Source organism: Brevibacterium litoralis (genome assembly GCF_040212315.1).
Taxonomy (GTDB): Bacteria; Actinomycetota; Actinomycetes; order Actinomycetales; family Brevibacteriaceae; genus Brevibacterium; species Brevibacterium litoralis.
In genome coordinates, this window is the sequence record NZ_JBDIUY010000026.1 from 157,942 (window position 1) to 171,497 (window position 13,556).

At 69.4% G+C, this 13,556-nt stretch carries 16 protein-coding genes and 1 tRNA gene; 4 read left to right on the top strand and 13 right to left on the bottom strand.

Annotated elements, in window-relative coordinates; genetic code table 11:
• Positions 1–37 precede the first annotated feature (37 nt).
• The gene (locus tag AAD496_RS10050) at positions 38–1,006 is read left to right on the top strand and encodes a glycine zipper family protein (protein ID WP_349828565.1); all 969 of its coding nucleotides are present in this window, start codon (positions 38–40) and stop codon (positions 1,004–1,006) included.
• 45 nt (positions 1,007–1,051) lie between these two features.
• Here AAD496_RS10050 and AAD496_RS10055 read toward each other — a convergent pair whose 3' ends face one another.
• From AAD496_RS10055 to AAD496_RS10075, 5 genes are all read right to left on the bottom strand, one after another.
• Positions 1,052–2,023: an NAD(P)H-dependent flavin oxidoreductase gene (locus tag AAD496_RS10055; RefSeq protein WP_349828566.1), complete on the bottom strand. Its 972-nt coding sequence runs from the start codon at positions 2,021–2,023 to the stop codon at positions 1,052–1,054.
• A gap of 409 nt (positions 2,024–2,432) precedes the next feature.
• The gene (locus AAD496_RS10060; RefSeq protein WP_349828567.1) at positions 2,433–2,843 is read right to left on the bottom strand and encodes a type II toxin-antitoxin system VapC family toxin; all 411 of its coding nucleotides are present in this window, start codon (positions 2,841–2,843) and stop codon (positions 2,433–2,435) included.
• The gene (locus tag AAD496_RS10065) at positions 2,840–3,109 is read right to left on the bottom strand and encodes a type II toxin-antitoxin system prevent-host-death family antitoxin (RefSeq protein ID WP_349828568.1); all 270 of its coding nucleotides are present in this window, start codon (positions 3,107–3,109) and stop codon (positions 2,840–2,842) included. Before AAD496_RS10065 ends, AAD496_RS10060 begins: the two co-directional genes overlap by 4 nt.
• A gap of 144 nt (positions 3,110–3,253) precedes the next feature.
• Positions 3,254–3,475, bottom strand: coding sequence for a helix-turn-helix domain-containing protein (locus AAD496_RS10070; RefSeq protein WP_349828569.1), 222 nt, complete (start codon positions 3,473–3,475; stop codon positions 3,254–3,256).
• Positions 3,475–3,975, bottom strand: coding sequence for a DUF2975 domain-containing protein (locus tag AAD496_RS10075; protein WP_349828570.1), 501 nt, complete (start codon positions 3,973–3,975; stop codon positions 3,475–3,477). The genes AAD496_RS10070 and AAD496_RS10075 overlap by 1 nt, the downstream gene beginning before the upstream one ends.
• A 184-nt stretch (positions 3,976–4,159) precedes the next feature.
• Here AAD496_RS10075 and AAD496_RS10080 point away from each other — a divergent pair, with 184 nt between their 5' ends.
• Positions 4,160–4,486, top strand: coding sequence for a type II toxin-antitoxin system HicB family antitoxin (locus tag AAD496_RS10080; RefSeq protein WP_349828571.1), 327 nt, complete (start codon positions 4,160–4,162; stop codon positions 4,484–4,486).
• On the opposite strand, the gene AAD496_RS10085 is transcribed toward AAD496_RS10080, so the two are convergent.
• A complete protein-coding gene (locus AAD496_RS10085) occupies positions 4,445–4,813 on the bottom strand; it encodes a hypothetical protein (RefSeq protein ID WP_349828572.1) in 369 nt (122 codons plus the stop codon). The two genes, AAD496_RS10080 and AAD496_RS10085, sit on opposite strands and share 42 nt — an antisense overlap.
• Positions 4,814–5,119: 306 nt before the next feature.
• Between AAD496_RS10085 and AAD496_RS10090 the strand changes: the two genes are divergently transcribed.
• On the top strand, positions 5,120–6,235 hold the full coding sequence (locus AAD496_RS10090; RefSeq protein WP_349828573.1) for a fatty acid desaturase family protein: 1,116 nt from the start codon (positions 5,120–5,122) through the stop codon (positions 6,233–6,235).
• Positions 6,236–6,413: 178 nt separating this feature from the next.
• Here the strand turns inward: AAD496_RS10090 and AAD496_RS10095 are convergent, their stop codons facing one another.
• The 3 genes from AAD496_RS10095 to AAD496_RS10105 form a co-directional block, all read right to left on the bottom strand.
• Positions 6,414–7,340 (bottom strand): EamA family transporter, encoded by a 927-nt coding sequence (locus AAD496_RS10095; protein WP_349828575.1) that lies wholly within the window; start codon positions 7,338–7,340, stop codon positions 6,414–6,416.
• A 1-nt stretch (position 7,341) separates the two neighbouring features.
• Entirely contained in the window at positions 7,342–8,097 is a 756-nt protein-coding gene (locus AAD496_RS10100) for a B3/B4 domain-containing protein (RefSeq protein WP_349828576.1), read from the bottom strand.
• 64 nt (positions 8,098–8,161) lie between these two features.
• Positions 8,162–8,773, bottom strand: coding sequence for a helix-turn-helix domain-containing protein (locus AAD496_RS10105; RefSeq protein ID WP_349828577.1), 612 nt, complete (start codon positions 8,771–8,773; stop codon positions 8,162–8,164).
• 220 nt (positions 8,774–8,993) lie between these two features.
• On the opposite strand from AAD496_RS10105, the gene AAD496_RS10110 reads away from it, so the two are divergent.
• Positions 8,994–9,923 carry a hypothetical protein gene (locus AAD496_RS10110; protein ID WP_349828578.1) on the top strand — a complete coding sequence of 310 codons (930 nt, stop codon included), beginning with the start codon at positions 8,994–8,996 and terminating at the stop codon, positions 9,921–9,923.
• An 82-nt stretch (positions 9,924–10,005) separates the two neighbouring features.
• Here AAD496_RS10110 and AAD496_RS10115 read toward each other — a convergent pair.
• The 4 genes from AAD496_RS10115 to AAD496_RS10130 all read right to left on the bottom strand — a co-directional run.
• Positions 10,006–10,081, bottom strand: a tRNA-Gly gene (locus tag AAD496_RS10115).
• A 333-nt stretch (positions 10,082–10,414) separates the two neighbouring features.
• Positions 10,415–11,500 carry a metallophosphoesterase family protein gene (locus AAD496_RS10120; RefSeq protein ID WP_349828579.1) on the bottom strand — a complete coding sequence of 362 codons (1,086 nt, stop codon included), beginning with the start codon at positions 11,498–11,500 and terminating at the stop codon, positions 10,415–10,417.
• Between the two features lie 145 nt (positions 11,501–11,645).
• Positions 11,646–12,383: an NUDIX hydrolase gene (locus tag AAD496_RS10125; protein WP_349828580.1), complete on the bottom strand. Its 738-nt coding sequence runs from the start codon at positions 12,381–12,383 to the stop codon at positions 11,646–11,648.
• 71 nt (positions 12,384–12,454) lie between these two features.
• The coding region (locus AAD496_RS10130) for a nicotinate phosphoribosyltransferase (protein WP_349828581.1) at positions 12,455–13,556 on the bottom strand (1,102 nt) is incomplete at its 5' end.

Consider the following 13,556-nt stretch of genomic DNA (forward strand, 5'->3'; position numbering starts at 1 on the left):
GACTTCACCATCCACACGACCTCACGACAGGACCATCATGGACTTCTCATTCCGTCAGACCTTTTCCCTGCTCGCCCGGACAACACCTTTCCTCATGTACCGCGCCCTCGTGTACCTGGTGATCGGTGCCGCGTGGATCGTCGTCACCGCGATCGGCGCCGGGATCGGGGCGATGCTCGGTGTCATCGGGGGATCCGCGGGAACGGGCGCGACGATCGGCGGGTTCCTGGGCTTCCTCCTGTGCGCCGGGATCCTCGCCTTCGCGCGGCGCTACCTGCTGTACATGGTCAAGGCGGCACACATCGCGGTGCTCGTCGAGGTGGTGGACGGCAGACCCCTGCCCGACGGCAAGGGCCAGGTGGCCTACGGCAAGGACGCGGTGAAGGAACGCTTCACCGAGACCTCCGTCCTGTTCGCCGTCGACCAGGCGATCACCGGGATCCTCCGACGGTTCAATCGGATGGTCGTCCGGGTGGCGGACTTCCTACCGATCCCGGGCCTGGAGAACCTCGCGAAGATCGCGAACGCCATCATCAACACGTCCGTCACGTACGTCGACGAGGCGGTCCTCGCCCACAACCTGCGGGTGCGGTCGCAGAACCCTTGGGAGACGAGCCGGCAGGGAATCATCCTGTACGCGCAGAACTACACGCGGTTCCTCAAGAACGCCGTGAAGCTCACCTTCGGGGTGTGGGGCCTCACGATCCTCGTCTTCCTCGTCGTGCTCGTCCCGATCGCGCTCCTCATCTGGGTGCTGCCCTTCGAGGGCGGGATCGTGGCACTCCTGTTCTCGCTCACGGTCGCGTGGTTGATCCGGGCGACGGTGATCGAGCCCTTCGCCGTCACGGCGATGCTGCAGGCGTGGAACTCGATCACCGCCGACCAGGTGCCGAACCCCGAATGGGAGTCCCGTCTGACCCAGGTGAGCGACGCCTTCGGGAACATGGTCCAGAAGGCCCGCGGGTGGGTGTCGCAGCGGAGGGGTGCGGGGGAGACCGCGGCCTGAGTGCCCGCGGCGGGGTGCCGGGGTTCGGGCGGCGTGGGACTCAGCTCAGCCGAGCAGCCCGGACAGGCGCCCGCGGATGATCTCCTCGGCGTCGGCGACGATCCGGGTGACGAGTTCGTGGGCGGTCGGGACGTCGTGAATGAGGCCCTGGACGAGCCCGACGGTCCACTGGCCGCCCTCGATGTCGCCCTCCTCGAAGACCTTCCGGCCGCGCGCACCGGCGACGAGGTGCTGGATGTCCTCGAACTTGCCGCCCTTGTCCAAGATCTCGACGGCTTCCATCGCCGGGGCGTTCTTGCGGACGCGGGCGGTGTTCCGCAGCGGCCGGAAGTTGAGGATCGTGTCGAGTTCGGTGCCGTCGACGATCGCCTGCTTGACGTTCTCGTGGACGGGCGCCTCCGCGGTGGCGAGGAATCGGGAGCCCATGTTGATGCCGTCGGCACCGAGCGCCAGGGCGGCGGCGAGACCGCGGCCGTCCCCGAAGCCGCCGGAGGCGATGAACGGGATCGACAGCTTGTCCGCGGCCGCCGGGATGAGCACGAGGCCGGGCACGTCGTCCTCGCCCGGGTGGCCGGCGCACTCGAAGCCGTCGATGCTCACCGCGTCGACCCCGACCTTCTCGGCCTTGACGGCGTGGCGGACCGAGGTGCACTTGTGCACGACCTTCACCCCGGCGGCCTTGAACTGCTCCATGAAGGGTTCCGGATTGCGGCCGGCGGTCTCGATGATGCGGATTCCCTCGTCGACCGCGACGTCCACGTACTCGTCGTAGGGGACCGGGTTGATGGTCGGCAGGATCGTGAGATTGACGCCGAAGGGCTTGTCGGTGAGCTCCCGCGTCTTCCGGATCTCCGTCCGGAGGTCCTCCGGGGTGGGCTGGGTGAGGGCGGTGAGGATGCCCAGCCCACCGGCCGCGGAGACCGCGGCGGCGAGCGGTGCGCGGCCCACCCACTGCATGCCGCCCTGGACGATGGGGTGCTCGATGCCGAGCAGTTCGGTGAAACGGGTGTTGAGCACGGGAGCCTCCTGCTGTGCGGGGATGCCGGGCGCTTCGTCGCGCCGGGAACGGTCCGGGCACACGGCGGTCCCGGATGCGTCCCCACGCTATGAGGCGGCTGTCAAACACGCAAATGTAACGGTCGATCAGTTTAGTCGGGGATCCGAGTTTTCGATCTCCGTAGGGCTGCCGCCGGGGTGGGCTGGCGTAGCCTGTCAGCTGTTGGAAGACGTGCGAGATCCGCTCACGGAAGCGCACGTTCTCCGGCAGCTGACGTGTGGAACAGGTTCGCGCGACTCCCGCTCACGTACCTTCGTGCCCGAGGCGCCCGCTGACTTCCGGCACTCACGCCGGGAGTCCGTTGGGCCGACCAACGATGCGCATCCGGGTCGTCGGCACTGCATGCATTCGGAGCTGTGGCCTCGGCACTCAGGCCGCGGTGGGGTCGAGAATGTCGACCCCCATGGAGGAGAAGTCGCGGACGTTCTGTGTCACGACGGTCAGGCCGTGGGCGAGTGCCGTGGCTGCGATGAGGCAGTCGAAATGAGGCTTCGGGTCCGGGGACATGAGGCGGGCCGCACGGACGGCGACCTCGTCGTCCACCGGCAGGATCTTCCCGTCGAACACGGACCGGACCTGACCGTCGAGCCAATCGCGGAGGAACCGACCAGATGCCGTGTCCCGTCGCTCGACGCGCCGTACTCCCCGCTCCAGTTCGAGGAGCACGATCGCGCTCGTCGCCACGGTGTCGACATCTTGGTCCATCATCCACTCGGTCACGCGGGGCTTGCGCCGGTTCCGGGAGTCCGACAGGACGTTCGTGTCGATCAGATACTTCACAGCTCGAGGTCCCGTTCAAGTTCGATGCTGCGATCGTCCAGTTCCAAGGGAATGTCGGTCCCTTCTGTCATCAGTAGTGCGGTGCCGATCTTCCTCCGTGTTGGGCCGGAAGGGGTCAGGCGGTCGTATTCGGCGGCTGTCATCACGACGAGCGAAGGCTTTCCGTGCTCGGTGACGGTCACAGGGCCGTCCTGGGCGGCACGTTTCACCGCACTCGGGTTCCGATTGAAATCACGGCCGCTGAAGGTTTGAGGTGTCGCGGTCATGTGGCACCCTTCGTCCGAGTGAATGGAACTACAGTAGTTACTTTCAGGATACTCCTCGGCAGTGCCCGTCGAAACACCTTGCCTGGTGACACTGGACTGACGCGGACGTCCTGGGCCTTCGCGCAGGGACCTCAGTGAGGGTGATCAGGTGTGATCGGCGGGGTCCCGTTCGTGGCGGAGGAGGTCGCCGGGCTGGCAGTCGAGGGCCCGGCAGAGCGCGTCGAGGGTGGTGAACCGGACGGCCTTGGCGCGGCCGTTCTTGAGGACGGCCAGGTTGGCCGGGGTGATCCCCACCTTCTTCGCGAGCTCGCCGACGGACATCTTGCGGCGGGCGAGCATGACGTCGATGTCGACGACGATCGCCATCAGATGACCTCCGCGCGTTCGGACTTCATCGCGACGGCCTGGGCGAGGAGGGCGCGGATGACGAGGACGATGAGGGCGACGCCCAGGACGGCCAGGCCTGCGATCCCGACGAGGAGGACGGCGCCCGGGGCGATCTCCGTCGGGGCGAGGACGGCGCCGAGGATCCACAGCAGCGCGGTCGCGACGAGCAGCGCACCGATGATCCGGTGGACGTGGCGGAACGAGGCCCGCGTGAAGACGGTGGACCGGGCGACGAGGGTGAGCAGACGCCAGGTGCCGTGGAGGACGACCTCGACGCAGGCGAGTCCGGCGATCACGACGGTGAGGACCAGGAGGACGAAGGGGAGGCCGTCACCGGCTTCGTCGTCGAACACGGCGAGGCCGGTGACGGGGAAAGTGAGACCGATGCCCTGGAGAAGGGCGACCGCCTGTAGGCCGACGGCGCACAGGCCGAGGGCCACGAGCAGTGCGCGGGTGAGGGTGATGACGGGTCGGGTCATGGACGGGCCTCTCGAAAGACAGTGAGAAACTATCGAAAAACGATAGTCGATCGCTCCTGTGAGGCGGCTGGGAGGGCTTGAGATGTATGTCCGAGGCCGTGAGTAGCGTTCGTGTCCTGATGGGGGCGGGTTGGCTGTCTGAAGAGTAGTATCAGTACCGGTATCACTATGCACTGGAGCAAGCATGAGCGAGGAGCACTACTCGTACCGGGTTCGGTGGTCGCCCGAGGACGCCGGTTTCGTCGGGACGGTCGTCGAGTTCCCCTCGCTGTCGTGGATCGACGAGACGCAGAGGGGTGCATTCGACGGTATTCGCACACTCGTCGGCGAGGTGTTGGCCGATATGCAGGCCAACGGTGAAGAGCCGCCTGCCGCTCTGGCGGACCGTCAGTACTCGGGGCGATTCGTCGTCCGGGTTCCACCGGAGCTCCACCGTCGGCTCGCACTCGATGCCGCGGAGCAGGGTGTGTCACTGAACAGGTTGGTCGCGTCCCGCGTCGCTCTCGGGTGATGTGATCGTCGTGCCGGCCCGGGGACTGTCCGGGGAGGCGTCGGAGGGGGAGCCGTCGCCGGGGTTCTCGTCGGAGGTATCGGTCAACAGGTCACCCACGGACTCCGCGAACTCGCGACGGTCCTCGTAGACGGTGTGGGCGGTCTGCTGGTCGCCGAGTCCGGCGGCGATCGACTCGGTGACCTGGGACAGTGCCATGAGGGTGACGGCGGACATCGCGGCGGCACCCTCCTGTGGGTCGACCCCCTCCCGGATGTCCTGGAGGTACTCGGTGTGCAGGTCGTAGGCGTCCTGCAGGTGTTCGGCGGCGTCGCTGAGTCCGGACATCGTGTCCTCCAGGGGTCGTTCGGGCGTCGTCCCTCCCGGCACGGCACGAGCCGACGCGCGGTATGGCCGTGTGGAAAGGTGACCTGGACCATACACGGGCATGGTCAGGCCTGCCAGTCCGGGCGCCTCGGCTGCGGTATCGGGGGGAGTACCCCCGTGCACCCGTGTGTGGGCACCACAGACCCGGGTGGGTGCCGATTCCTAGGCTTCTTGGCAGAAGCCTCGGCTGACACCTGACGAGGGCGTGCCACGGGTCCCGACGACACCGGTCGTCAAGGGCACGCGCACCGCCCGGGAACGAGAAGAATGAGCGTCCACAGCTCCATCGCACCACCCATGACGACCGGGACGAAGCCCACGCGCAAGCGCGAGTCCGGGACGGCCGCCAGCGAGTTCACGGCCCTGGCCAAGGAGGTCCGCGACGCCGGTCTGCTCCGGCGCCGCTACGGCTACTACTGGACCAAGTTCGCCGGTCTGCTCGCCGCGCTCGGTGCCACCGTCGCGGTGTTCGTGTACCTCGGCGACACGTGGTGGCAGCTGATCACGGCCGTCGTGTTCACCGTCGTCCTCGCACAGATCGCCTTCCTCGGCCACGATGCCGCGCACCGGCAGATCTTCCGGTCGGGGAAGTGGAACGACTGGGCCAGCCTCGTGCTCGCCAACCTGTTCGTCGGCATGAGCTACGGGTGGTGGCAGAGCAAGCACACCCGTCACCACGCGAACCCGAACAAGCTGGGCCGCGACCCCGACATCGAACTCCCGGTCCTCTCGGTCACCGAGGAGGCCGCCGAGGCGCGCGTCGGTCGCATCCCGCGCTGGATCAGCGGCAACCAGGGTCTGCTCTTCTTCCCGCTGCTCCTCCTCGAAGGTCTGGAACTGCACGTCTCCGCGTTCCGCCGGGTCTTCAGCAAGGAGCCGGTCAAGCGCCGGGTCTGGGAGATCTCCTTCCTCCTCGTGCGTCACGCGGTCCTGCTGGGTCTCGTCTTCTGGGTGCTCTCGCCCGGCATCGCCTTCGCGTTCCTCGGGGTGCACCTCGGTCTGTTCGGCCTCTACCTGGGCATGTCCTTCGCGCCGAACCACAAGGGGATGCCGATGATCCCGCGTGACGCGAAGCTCGACTTCATGCACCGTCAGGTCCTCACCAGCCGGAACATCCGTGGCGGACGGTTCGTCGACACCGCGATGGGCGGGCTCAACTATCAGATCGAGCACCACCTGTTCCCGTCGATGCCGCGTCCGCACCTGCGCGAGGCGGCCCGGATGATCTCCGAGTACTGCCGTAAGCACGACGTGCCGTACACCGAGACCGGCCTCGTCGAGTCCTACGTCATCATCGTCAAGTACCTCAACCGGGTCGGCCTGGGGGAGCGGGACATCTGGACCTGCCCACTCGTCGCCCAGCAGCGGTACATCACGAGCTGAGACGGGCAGGAGCAGGCCTCGGCCGCTCGTCGTCCGTCACGCGTGACCGCGCACGGGTGGTGCCGACCGCGCATTCGAACGGCCCCGTGGGATCTCTCCCACTGGGCCGTTCGGCGTGTGTGGCGGGCGAGGGCTCGGTGGGTGGCGGACTGCAGGGCGCCTCGGCCGCGGAGTGCCGTCAGCCCGGCGCGACGGGGGCGGCCGTCTCGGGTTCGCGGAAGGCGACGGCCTTCGTGTCCGCGCGTTGGGCCAGGATCCCCGCCACGACGACGATCGTGACCCCGAGGACCTGGAAGACCGTCGGGACCTGGAGGAGGACGGCGAGTCCGAGCAGCGCCCCGAAGGCCGGTTCGAGCGCCATGAGCGTGCCGAAGGCCAGGGGTGACATCCGGCGCAGCGCCACCATCTCGAGGGCGTAGGGGAGGACCGGCAGCAGCAGCGCGAGCCCCGCGGCGACGAGGAGGACGTGCAGATCGATCCCGCCCCAGGCCTGCGGGACGCCGAGGACGGCGGTGACGACGGCCGCCACCGGGACGGTGAGTGCCAGGCCGCTCAGCCCCTCGAACCGTGCACCGACCTTCTCGGTGAGGTGGACGTAGAAGCCCCACCCGACAGCGGCCAGGGCCGCGAGACCGACCCCGACGGGATCGAAGCTGCCCGTCCACGGCCGGGAGAGCAGCACGACGCCGAGGAGCGCCAGCGCCGGCCACAGGAAGGCACGGGGCCGCCTGGCGTGGAGGGCCGCGACCGTGAGCGGACCGAGGAACTCGATCGACACCGCCGTACCCAGGGGGATCCGGGCGATCGCGGCGAGGAACGCGATCGTCTGTACCGCCGTCGCGATCCCGAGCACCCCGACGAGCAGGAGGTCCCGGCGGGACAGGCGTCGGAGGAACCGGAGCGTCGGCCGGGCGAGGACGAGGAACACGAGGGCCCCGAAGGACAGGCGCAACCAAGCGGTCCCGCCCGCGCCGATCCGGTCCATGAGTCCCACCGACAACGAGGCACCCAACTGCACCGAGAACATCGCCCCGACGGCCATGATCCACCCGGGCACGCCGACGGCGAGGCCGCGGGCCGCGGGTGCGAGGAGCGGGGCGGTCACGTCAAGCACCTTCCGGGGAGGGCACCTCGGCGGCGAGGAGGCGGGTGGCGACGGCGAGCCCGTCGGGGCCGGCAGGGAGGTGGGCGAGGAGGAGGTCGCCGGCGGTCCGGAGTGCCTCGTCGTCGAGCGGGCCGAGCGCGTCGAGGATGAACACCGCGCGGACGGTGTCCTCGGTGAGGCGGGTGCGGACTCCCTGGCGCCAGTTCCAGCGGCGGCAGGTGACGGCACGGTCGTCGCGCCAGACGATCTCGCCCGGCTCCGGGTGGTCCGTCACCGTCGAGCCTGCGGCAGCCGTGTCGAAGTCCTCGTCCCCGGTCGCGACGACGAGGTGCGGGGAGCCCGCGTAGGCGTCGAGGTCCTCGCCGCCCAGGGGCAGACCGTGCGTGACGCAGACGGCGTTGTACACGTCGGTGAGCTTGTTGACCCGCGGCAGACCGTCCCCTGCGGCCCGGCGGAGGAGGGCCTCCAGGCTGTTGCGGAACTTCTGCGGTTTCGCACCGAAGCCCTTGTAGGCGGCGCGCCAGGCGGCGACATGGGGGTGCTCGGCGACGGGGGTGTCGGCGAGGGTCCCGGTTGCGTGCGCCTCGGCGGCGCGGAGGAGGGCCTCGGACTCGGCGTCGCTCGCGGCCGGGGCGAGCCCGTCGACGGCGACGAGGAGGGCGCGGTAGTCGGGATGGGCGGCGAACACCTCGGGCGCGACCGAGGCGCCTGCGAGGAAGTCCTCCAGTCGGGTGACGCGGGGGTGTGCGGTGTTCATGGGGTGTCCTTGTCCGTGGGGGAGGTTCGGCGTTCGGGCGGGGTGCAGTGCTGGTGGGGACAGGTCAGCTCGGGTCGGGCGGTGTGGCGCCGATGCCCGGTTCGAAGACGGCGAGAGTGAAGTGCGTGGGGGTGTCGGTCGGGTTCGCGTAGGTGTGGGGGACGTCGCCGGGGGTGCTCAGCGCGTCGCCGGGACCGAGCGTGACCTCCTGGTCCCCGGCGCGGAAGACGAGGGAACCGGAATGGACACGGAGGGCCTCCTGGGTGCCGGGGGAGTGCGCCTCGGACGCGTGGTCCTCGTCGGGGGCGAGCGTCCAGTCCCAGAGTTCGAGGACGTCGGGCGGACGGGTGCCGGCCATGAGCAGACCGCGGCCTCCGGAGGGCCCGGACCACAGTTCGGCGCCGTCACCGGCCCGGACGACGTCGACGGGGAGCGGGTCGGGTGGTCGGACCATGTCCGGCAGGCCGATGCCGAGCGCGGAGCTCAGGCGCAGGAGGGTCTCGAGGCTCGGGTTCGTCGCGCCTTTCTCGACGTTGACGAGCATGCGGCGGCTCACCCCGGTGGCCTCGGCGAGGCGGTCGAGCGTCCACCCCTGCTCGGTGCGGGCGGTGCGGACCCGGCTGCCGATGAGAGCGGTGAGGGTCGTCGTGTCCGAGCGTGTCGTGTCGTTCTCCACGGGAGTGCACTGTAGTGCACTGAAAGTGCAATGAAAAGTGTGGGCGACGGCGGTGGGTCGGAGTGGTCGGGGAGCGGGTACGGCGTGGGTTCGCACGGGTGCGAGCAAGATGTCGCGCGACGTGGCAGATGTCTCGTCATCACGGGTGACTACGAGACAAGAGTCCTGCGATTCGACATCTCCCTCGTAATCCTGGGGTCGCGCGTGCTTGGATGTCTCCATGAGGGCAACCGACGAGGACGTCGACCAGTACATCTCCGAGAACGCACACGCCGAGGGCTTCCGTGAACTCGACGTCCTCGTCCGGGGATCCCTGCCACCGGACGCACCCCGGGTGCTCTGGCGGGGAACGCTGTGGGGCGGCACCGAACAGTCGATCATCGGTTATGGGCAGGTGGTCCAGCCGCGTTCCGACGGGTCCGAGGTCGAGTGGTTCCTCGTCGGGCTCGCGCGGCAGAAGCGGGGTTTCAGCCTCTACGTGAACGCCGTGGTCGACGGCGCCTACATCGGACAGCACTACGCGGAACGCCTCCAGGTGCCGGGGGCTGCGAAGGTGCGGATCGGCGCGGCGAGCATCGGATTCAGCCGGCCGGGAGCGATCGACCAGGACGTCCTACGGGAGATGCTCGCCCATGCCGGCCGGATCGCTGCGGGCTCGCCCGATGGGATCGACACCGACGGGGCCTCCACCGAACCGGTCCCGAAGTCCGAATCCACCGCCACCGAGGCGCCCGTCCCGTCCGAGATCGAGGACCTCCTGTCCCGGGTGAAGCCGAAGAAACGGGTGCGCGACGCCCGGACCCTCATCGACCTGTACCGTCGGGTCACCGGTCTGGAGCCCGCGCTCCACGGCACGATCATCGGGTTCGGCACCTACCACTACCGGTACGAGTCCGGGCGGGAAGGTGAAGCTCCGGCGGCGGCCTTCGCCCCGCGTGCCAATGCGTCGACGCTGTATCTGACCGACGGCGTCATCGCGCACACCGACCTGCTCGACCGCCTGGGTCCGCACGAGGGGAAAGTGGGTTGTGTGTACATCAAGGACCTCACACAGGTGGATCTCGCAGTCCTGGAGGAGATCGTCACGGAGTCGTTCCGCGCCCTGACCGGTCAGGACACCTGGACGACCCGCGCCCGCGACGGCGCCTGACGGCGAGGCCGTGGGCACATGCCGGCCCGCCGCGAGAACCGTGAAAGCCCCGTTCCGGATGTCCGGGACGGGGCCTTCTGGCTGGAGCGAACGACGGGATTCGAACCCGCGACCGCTTGCTTGGGAAGCAAGAGCTCTACCAACTGAGCTACGTTCGCGTGTGGTGCGCGTTCAGTGTATTCCCACCTGCGGCGACGTCCAAATCGGAGTCCGGTCCGGGCTCGGACCCCGCCGCCGAGGCGTCCCACCGAGGGCACCCGCCCGCCTCCCGAGCCTCGACACCGTCCCTTCCCGGAGTCCCGCCCCGGCAGTATTCGACTCCGCCCCAGCCCCGGAACCCCACCGCACCGATATCGTCCACGACCCCCGATATGTGCCGACATATCGGGGGTCGTGGACGATATCGGGGCGGTTCCGGTCCAGGACAGGGCGCCTCGGCGGCAGTGGACTCAGCGGTGGGGTGCCGGGGCTCGGGCGGCGTCCAACGCCGTTCAGTCCTCGTAGGTCAGTGGCTCGTCCAGGTGGCCCTTGCCGGAGTAGGTGCCGCCGTCGACCCCGAGTACCCCGTCGAGCACGACGTTCGCGATCCGCGGGCCGGCCCCGGTCATCTGCACGAGCGTGATGTGGTCACAGGAGCCCTCGGGGTCGGCGGTCGTCCAACCGTCACCGGTCGAGGACAGGCGGATGTGGTCGCGGCCGTCGATGACCCCGCGCCGGTAGTTGTGGCAGTGTCCGGCGAACATGGTGAAGTCCCGCTCGCCGAGAGCCGCACTGAACCGCAGGTAGGCGGCGTTCTCCCGGTCCTGCCAGACCGGCATGTGCATGAGGACGACGGTGTGCGAGACGTCCGGGTTCTCGGCCACGACCCGCTCGAAGAACGCGATCTGCTCCTCACCGAAGGCCGCCGGCATGGGGCCGTCCATCTGCTCGCCGTGACCGTTCTCGGCCAGGTATGCGCGCGCGTCACCGTCGAGGCCGGCGCGCATGTCGCCCAGCAGCTTCGCGAGGTCCTCCTCGCTGATGCCCATCTCCGCGGGCGTCTTGGGCGGATCCTGCGTGTCGAGCACGACGAACAGCACGTTCCAGTACGTGAACGCGTAGTGCAGGGCGCCGTGGCGGCGCAGCCACTCGGCCTGCATGGTCGGGTTCGAGACGTCGTGGTTGCCCGGCACCCGGAACAACGGCACGTCGAGTTCGTCGGTGATCGCGTCGAAGTCGTCCCATTGGCGGCGGATCTCCGTCTCGTCCTGCGTGTACCCCTCGATGCAGTCGCCGATCTGCACGGCGAAGTCGGGGCGGAACAGGTTCGTCACCTCGATACCGCGCTGGAACACGCCGGTGCGGGCGAACCCGGTGCGGTCGGACAACAGGGCGAAGGTGAACTCGGCCGGCCGGAACGGCGCGGTCGAGAGGTCGGTGTAGGGAACGCGGGCGGGCTCCTCGGCGGCGTCCGCTGCGCCGGAATCGGCCCGCGGGACCATGACGAGGAAGTCCTCGTTCTCGGTGGCCGGGACGGGGACGACGGCAGGTGCGGCGCCCGGGGCGTCGAGGGCGGGGGCGGTGTCGGCGGTGTTCATGGCGACCTTCCGGTGAGGGATGCGTGACGCCGGTGACGCTGGAGGCCCACCGTGAGCGGGAAGAGTATTCCGGATGACGACCGGAACAGGAAACAGAAATTCCCGGCGCTGCCGAGGCGCCCTGCACTCACCGAGAACCCGCTCCTCACTCCGCGGCGATCCACTCCCACAGATAGCTGGGCCGACCGCGACCCTGGGCGCGGGGGACGAGCGTGTCCGTCTGCCGGACCCAGTGCGAGTTCTTGATGACGCGCTTGAGGTTCGCCACGTCGATGTGCGCCGGATCGTCCCCGGTCGCCGCGGCCAATTGCCGCTCGACGGCCGCAGCGTCCCGACTGGAGAAGGTGGGCCCGAACAGCGCCTCGGTGACCGCCCGGTCCTTCCACGTCCAGGTCCGCAGCCGCCGCAGCACCGCCGCGACGATCCCCGCGTGGTCGAAGGGGAGCGCCGGCAGGTCCGTGACCGGGACCCACTGTCCGGTGGCCGCGACGCCGAGGCGCCCCGCCCCCACGACACCGAGCTTCGTGATCGAGATGGTGGGCCCACGGGGATCACGCCCCGGATCGTCGAACACCCCTGCGTCCTGCAGCATGACCGCGTCCGGGTCGTCCACGCCGGCCTTGACGGACAGGGCGCGGTGAGCCGCCTCGACGGAGCGTTCCCTCCCGAGCAACACGCCGGGGAGAGCGAGTTCTCCCCGGTGGGGCTCGTGCTGGCGGGGAGCGAGGAGGACGTGGAGCGCCTCCTCGGCGTAGGCGACCGCGACGACGTCGATGGACACGAGCGGCTGCTGCCACCCGTCCGGGGCGACGACGTCCCCTCCGGCGTCCGGGTGGGTGTCCGCGTCGGGTGCGGTCGGGGGAGTCGAGGGCGAATCGGACATGCCCCCGATGCTACCGGCCGGCCGCTTCGGGCCGCCCTTCACCGTCTCTCTCGATCACTGTGCGGAGAGGGTCACTGTGCGGCGAGGACCGCGCGGACCTCGGCGAAGGACTGGAACCGCACGAACCGGCCGTCCTCCCAGACCGGCTGCAGCTCGGAGGCCGTCTCCTGCTCCGGGCTCGCCTGCTCGACGAGCTCCAGCCGCCCGTCGTCCCCGCGGAGGACGGCCAGCCGTCCGGCCGCCGAACGCTTGGTGCCGTTGTCGGTCACCGGGTCCTTGCGGAGTGCCCGGCCCACGCCGTCGACCTCCGCCCAGGTTGCCTTGACGGCCGATCCGAAGGTGTCACGGGTGACGTACTGGTAGGTGAAGGAACCGATGCCGAGCACCACGTTCGTCGAGGCGAACCCCTTGGCGCCCAACCGCTCGATGATCGCCGCGGCCCGCTCGAGGGTGATCGAGTCCCCGTAGATCGCGCCGATGTGCTCGTCGAGCATCCGGTACCCCTGCGCGGACATGGTCCCACCGAAGGTCTCCCACAGCAGTGCGATGACGCCCTTCTCCTCCGGGGTCGTCCCGGCGCCGAACTCCCGGACGGTGCCGCACAGGATGTCGACGGGGTCACCGGAGTCCGGTCGGATGACGAGCTTGCCGTCCCGGCCCATGATCCGGTCGTACAGCGCCGGCAGGTGCGCGGTGAGGACGGTCCACAGGTCCCAGGTGTCCGACACGATCGAGAGGATTCCGGTCGGGTAGGTGTCGAGCAGCCGGGCGTAGGTCGCCTGCTCGTCCTCCCGGCCACCGGCGCACATGACCGAGTGCTCCGTCGCGGGCACACTGCCGGCGAGCATGCCGTTGGCTCCGGGCCGCGCCAGGTCCAGGGTGTCCGCGGCAGGGTAGAACCGCGTGATCCAGTCGAGGGCCGGCAGGGCGTCGGTTCCGAGGAAGCTCAGCAGGTGGCCCGCCCCGCTCGCCGCGGCCGAGGCGAGCGAGGTCTGCCCCCGCGAGCTGAAGTCGTGCCCCTGGAACTCGACCCCGGCCGTCGAGCCGGTGGTCCGCAGGGCCGCCGCATCGAGGAGCGCGCGGTACTCCGCGGCGATCGTCGCCGTCGTCGAGGCGTGCCACACGCTCGCCGACAGTGCCGATTCGACGTAGTTGACCAGCCAGAAGAACTCC

Coding starts and splice junctions, on each gene's coding strand:
- AAD496_RS10080 (WP_349828571.1), top strand. CDS start 4,160: ATGAGCGAGGAGCACTACTCGTACCGGGTTCGGTGGTCGCCCGAGGAC.
- AAD496_RS10090 (WP_349828573.1), top strand. CDS start 5,120: ATGAGCGTCCACAGCTCCATCGCACCACCCATGACGACCGGGACGAAG.
- AAD496_RS10085 (WP_349828572.1), bottom strand. CDS start 4,813: ATGTCCGGACTCAGCGACGCCGCCGAACACCTGCAGGACGCCTACGAC.
- AAD496_RS10065 (WP_349828568.1), bottom strand. CDS start 3,109: ATGACCGCGACACCTCAAACCTTCAGCGGCCGTGATTTCAATCGGAAC.
- AAD496_RS10125 (WP_349828580.1), bottom strand. CDS start 12,383: ATGTCCGATTCGCCCTCGACTCCCCCGACCGCACCCGACGCGGACACC.
- AAD496_RS10050 (WP_349828565.1), top strand. CDS start 38: ATGGACTTCTCATTCCGTCAGACCTTTTCCCTGCTCGCCCGGACAACA.
- AAD496_RS10075 (WP_349828570.1), bottom strand. CDS start 3,975: ATGACCCGACCCGTCATCACCCTCACCCGCGCACTGCTCGTGGCCCTC.
- AAD496_RS10110 (WP_349828578.1), top strand. CDS start 8,994: ATGAGGGCAACCGACGAGGACGTCGACCAGTACATCTCCGAGAACGCA.
- AAD496_RS10100 (WP_349828576.1), bottom strand. CDS start 8,097: ATGAACACCGCACACCCCCGCGTCACCCGACTGGAGGACTTCCTCGCA.
- AAD496_RS10120 (WP_349828579.1), bottom strand. CDS start 11,500: ATGAACACCGCCGACACCGCCCCCGCCCTCGACGCCCCGGGCGCCGCA.
- AAD496_RS10070 (WP_349828569.1), bottom strand. CDS start 3,475: ATGGCGATCGTCGTCGACATCGACGTCATGCTCGCCCGCCGCAAGATG.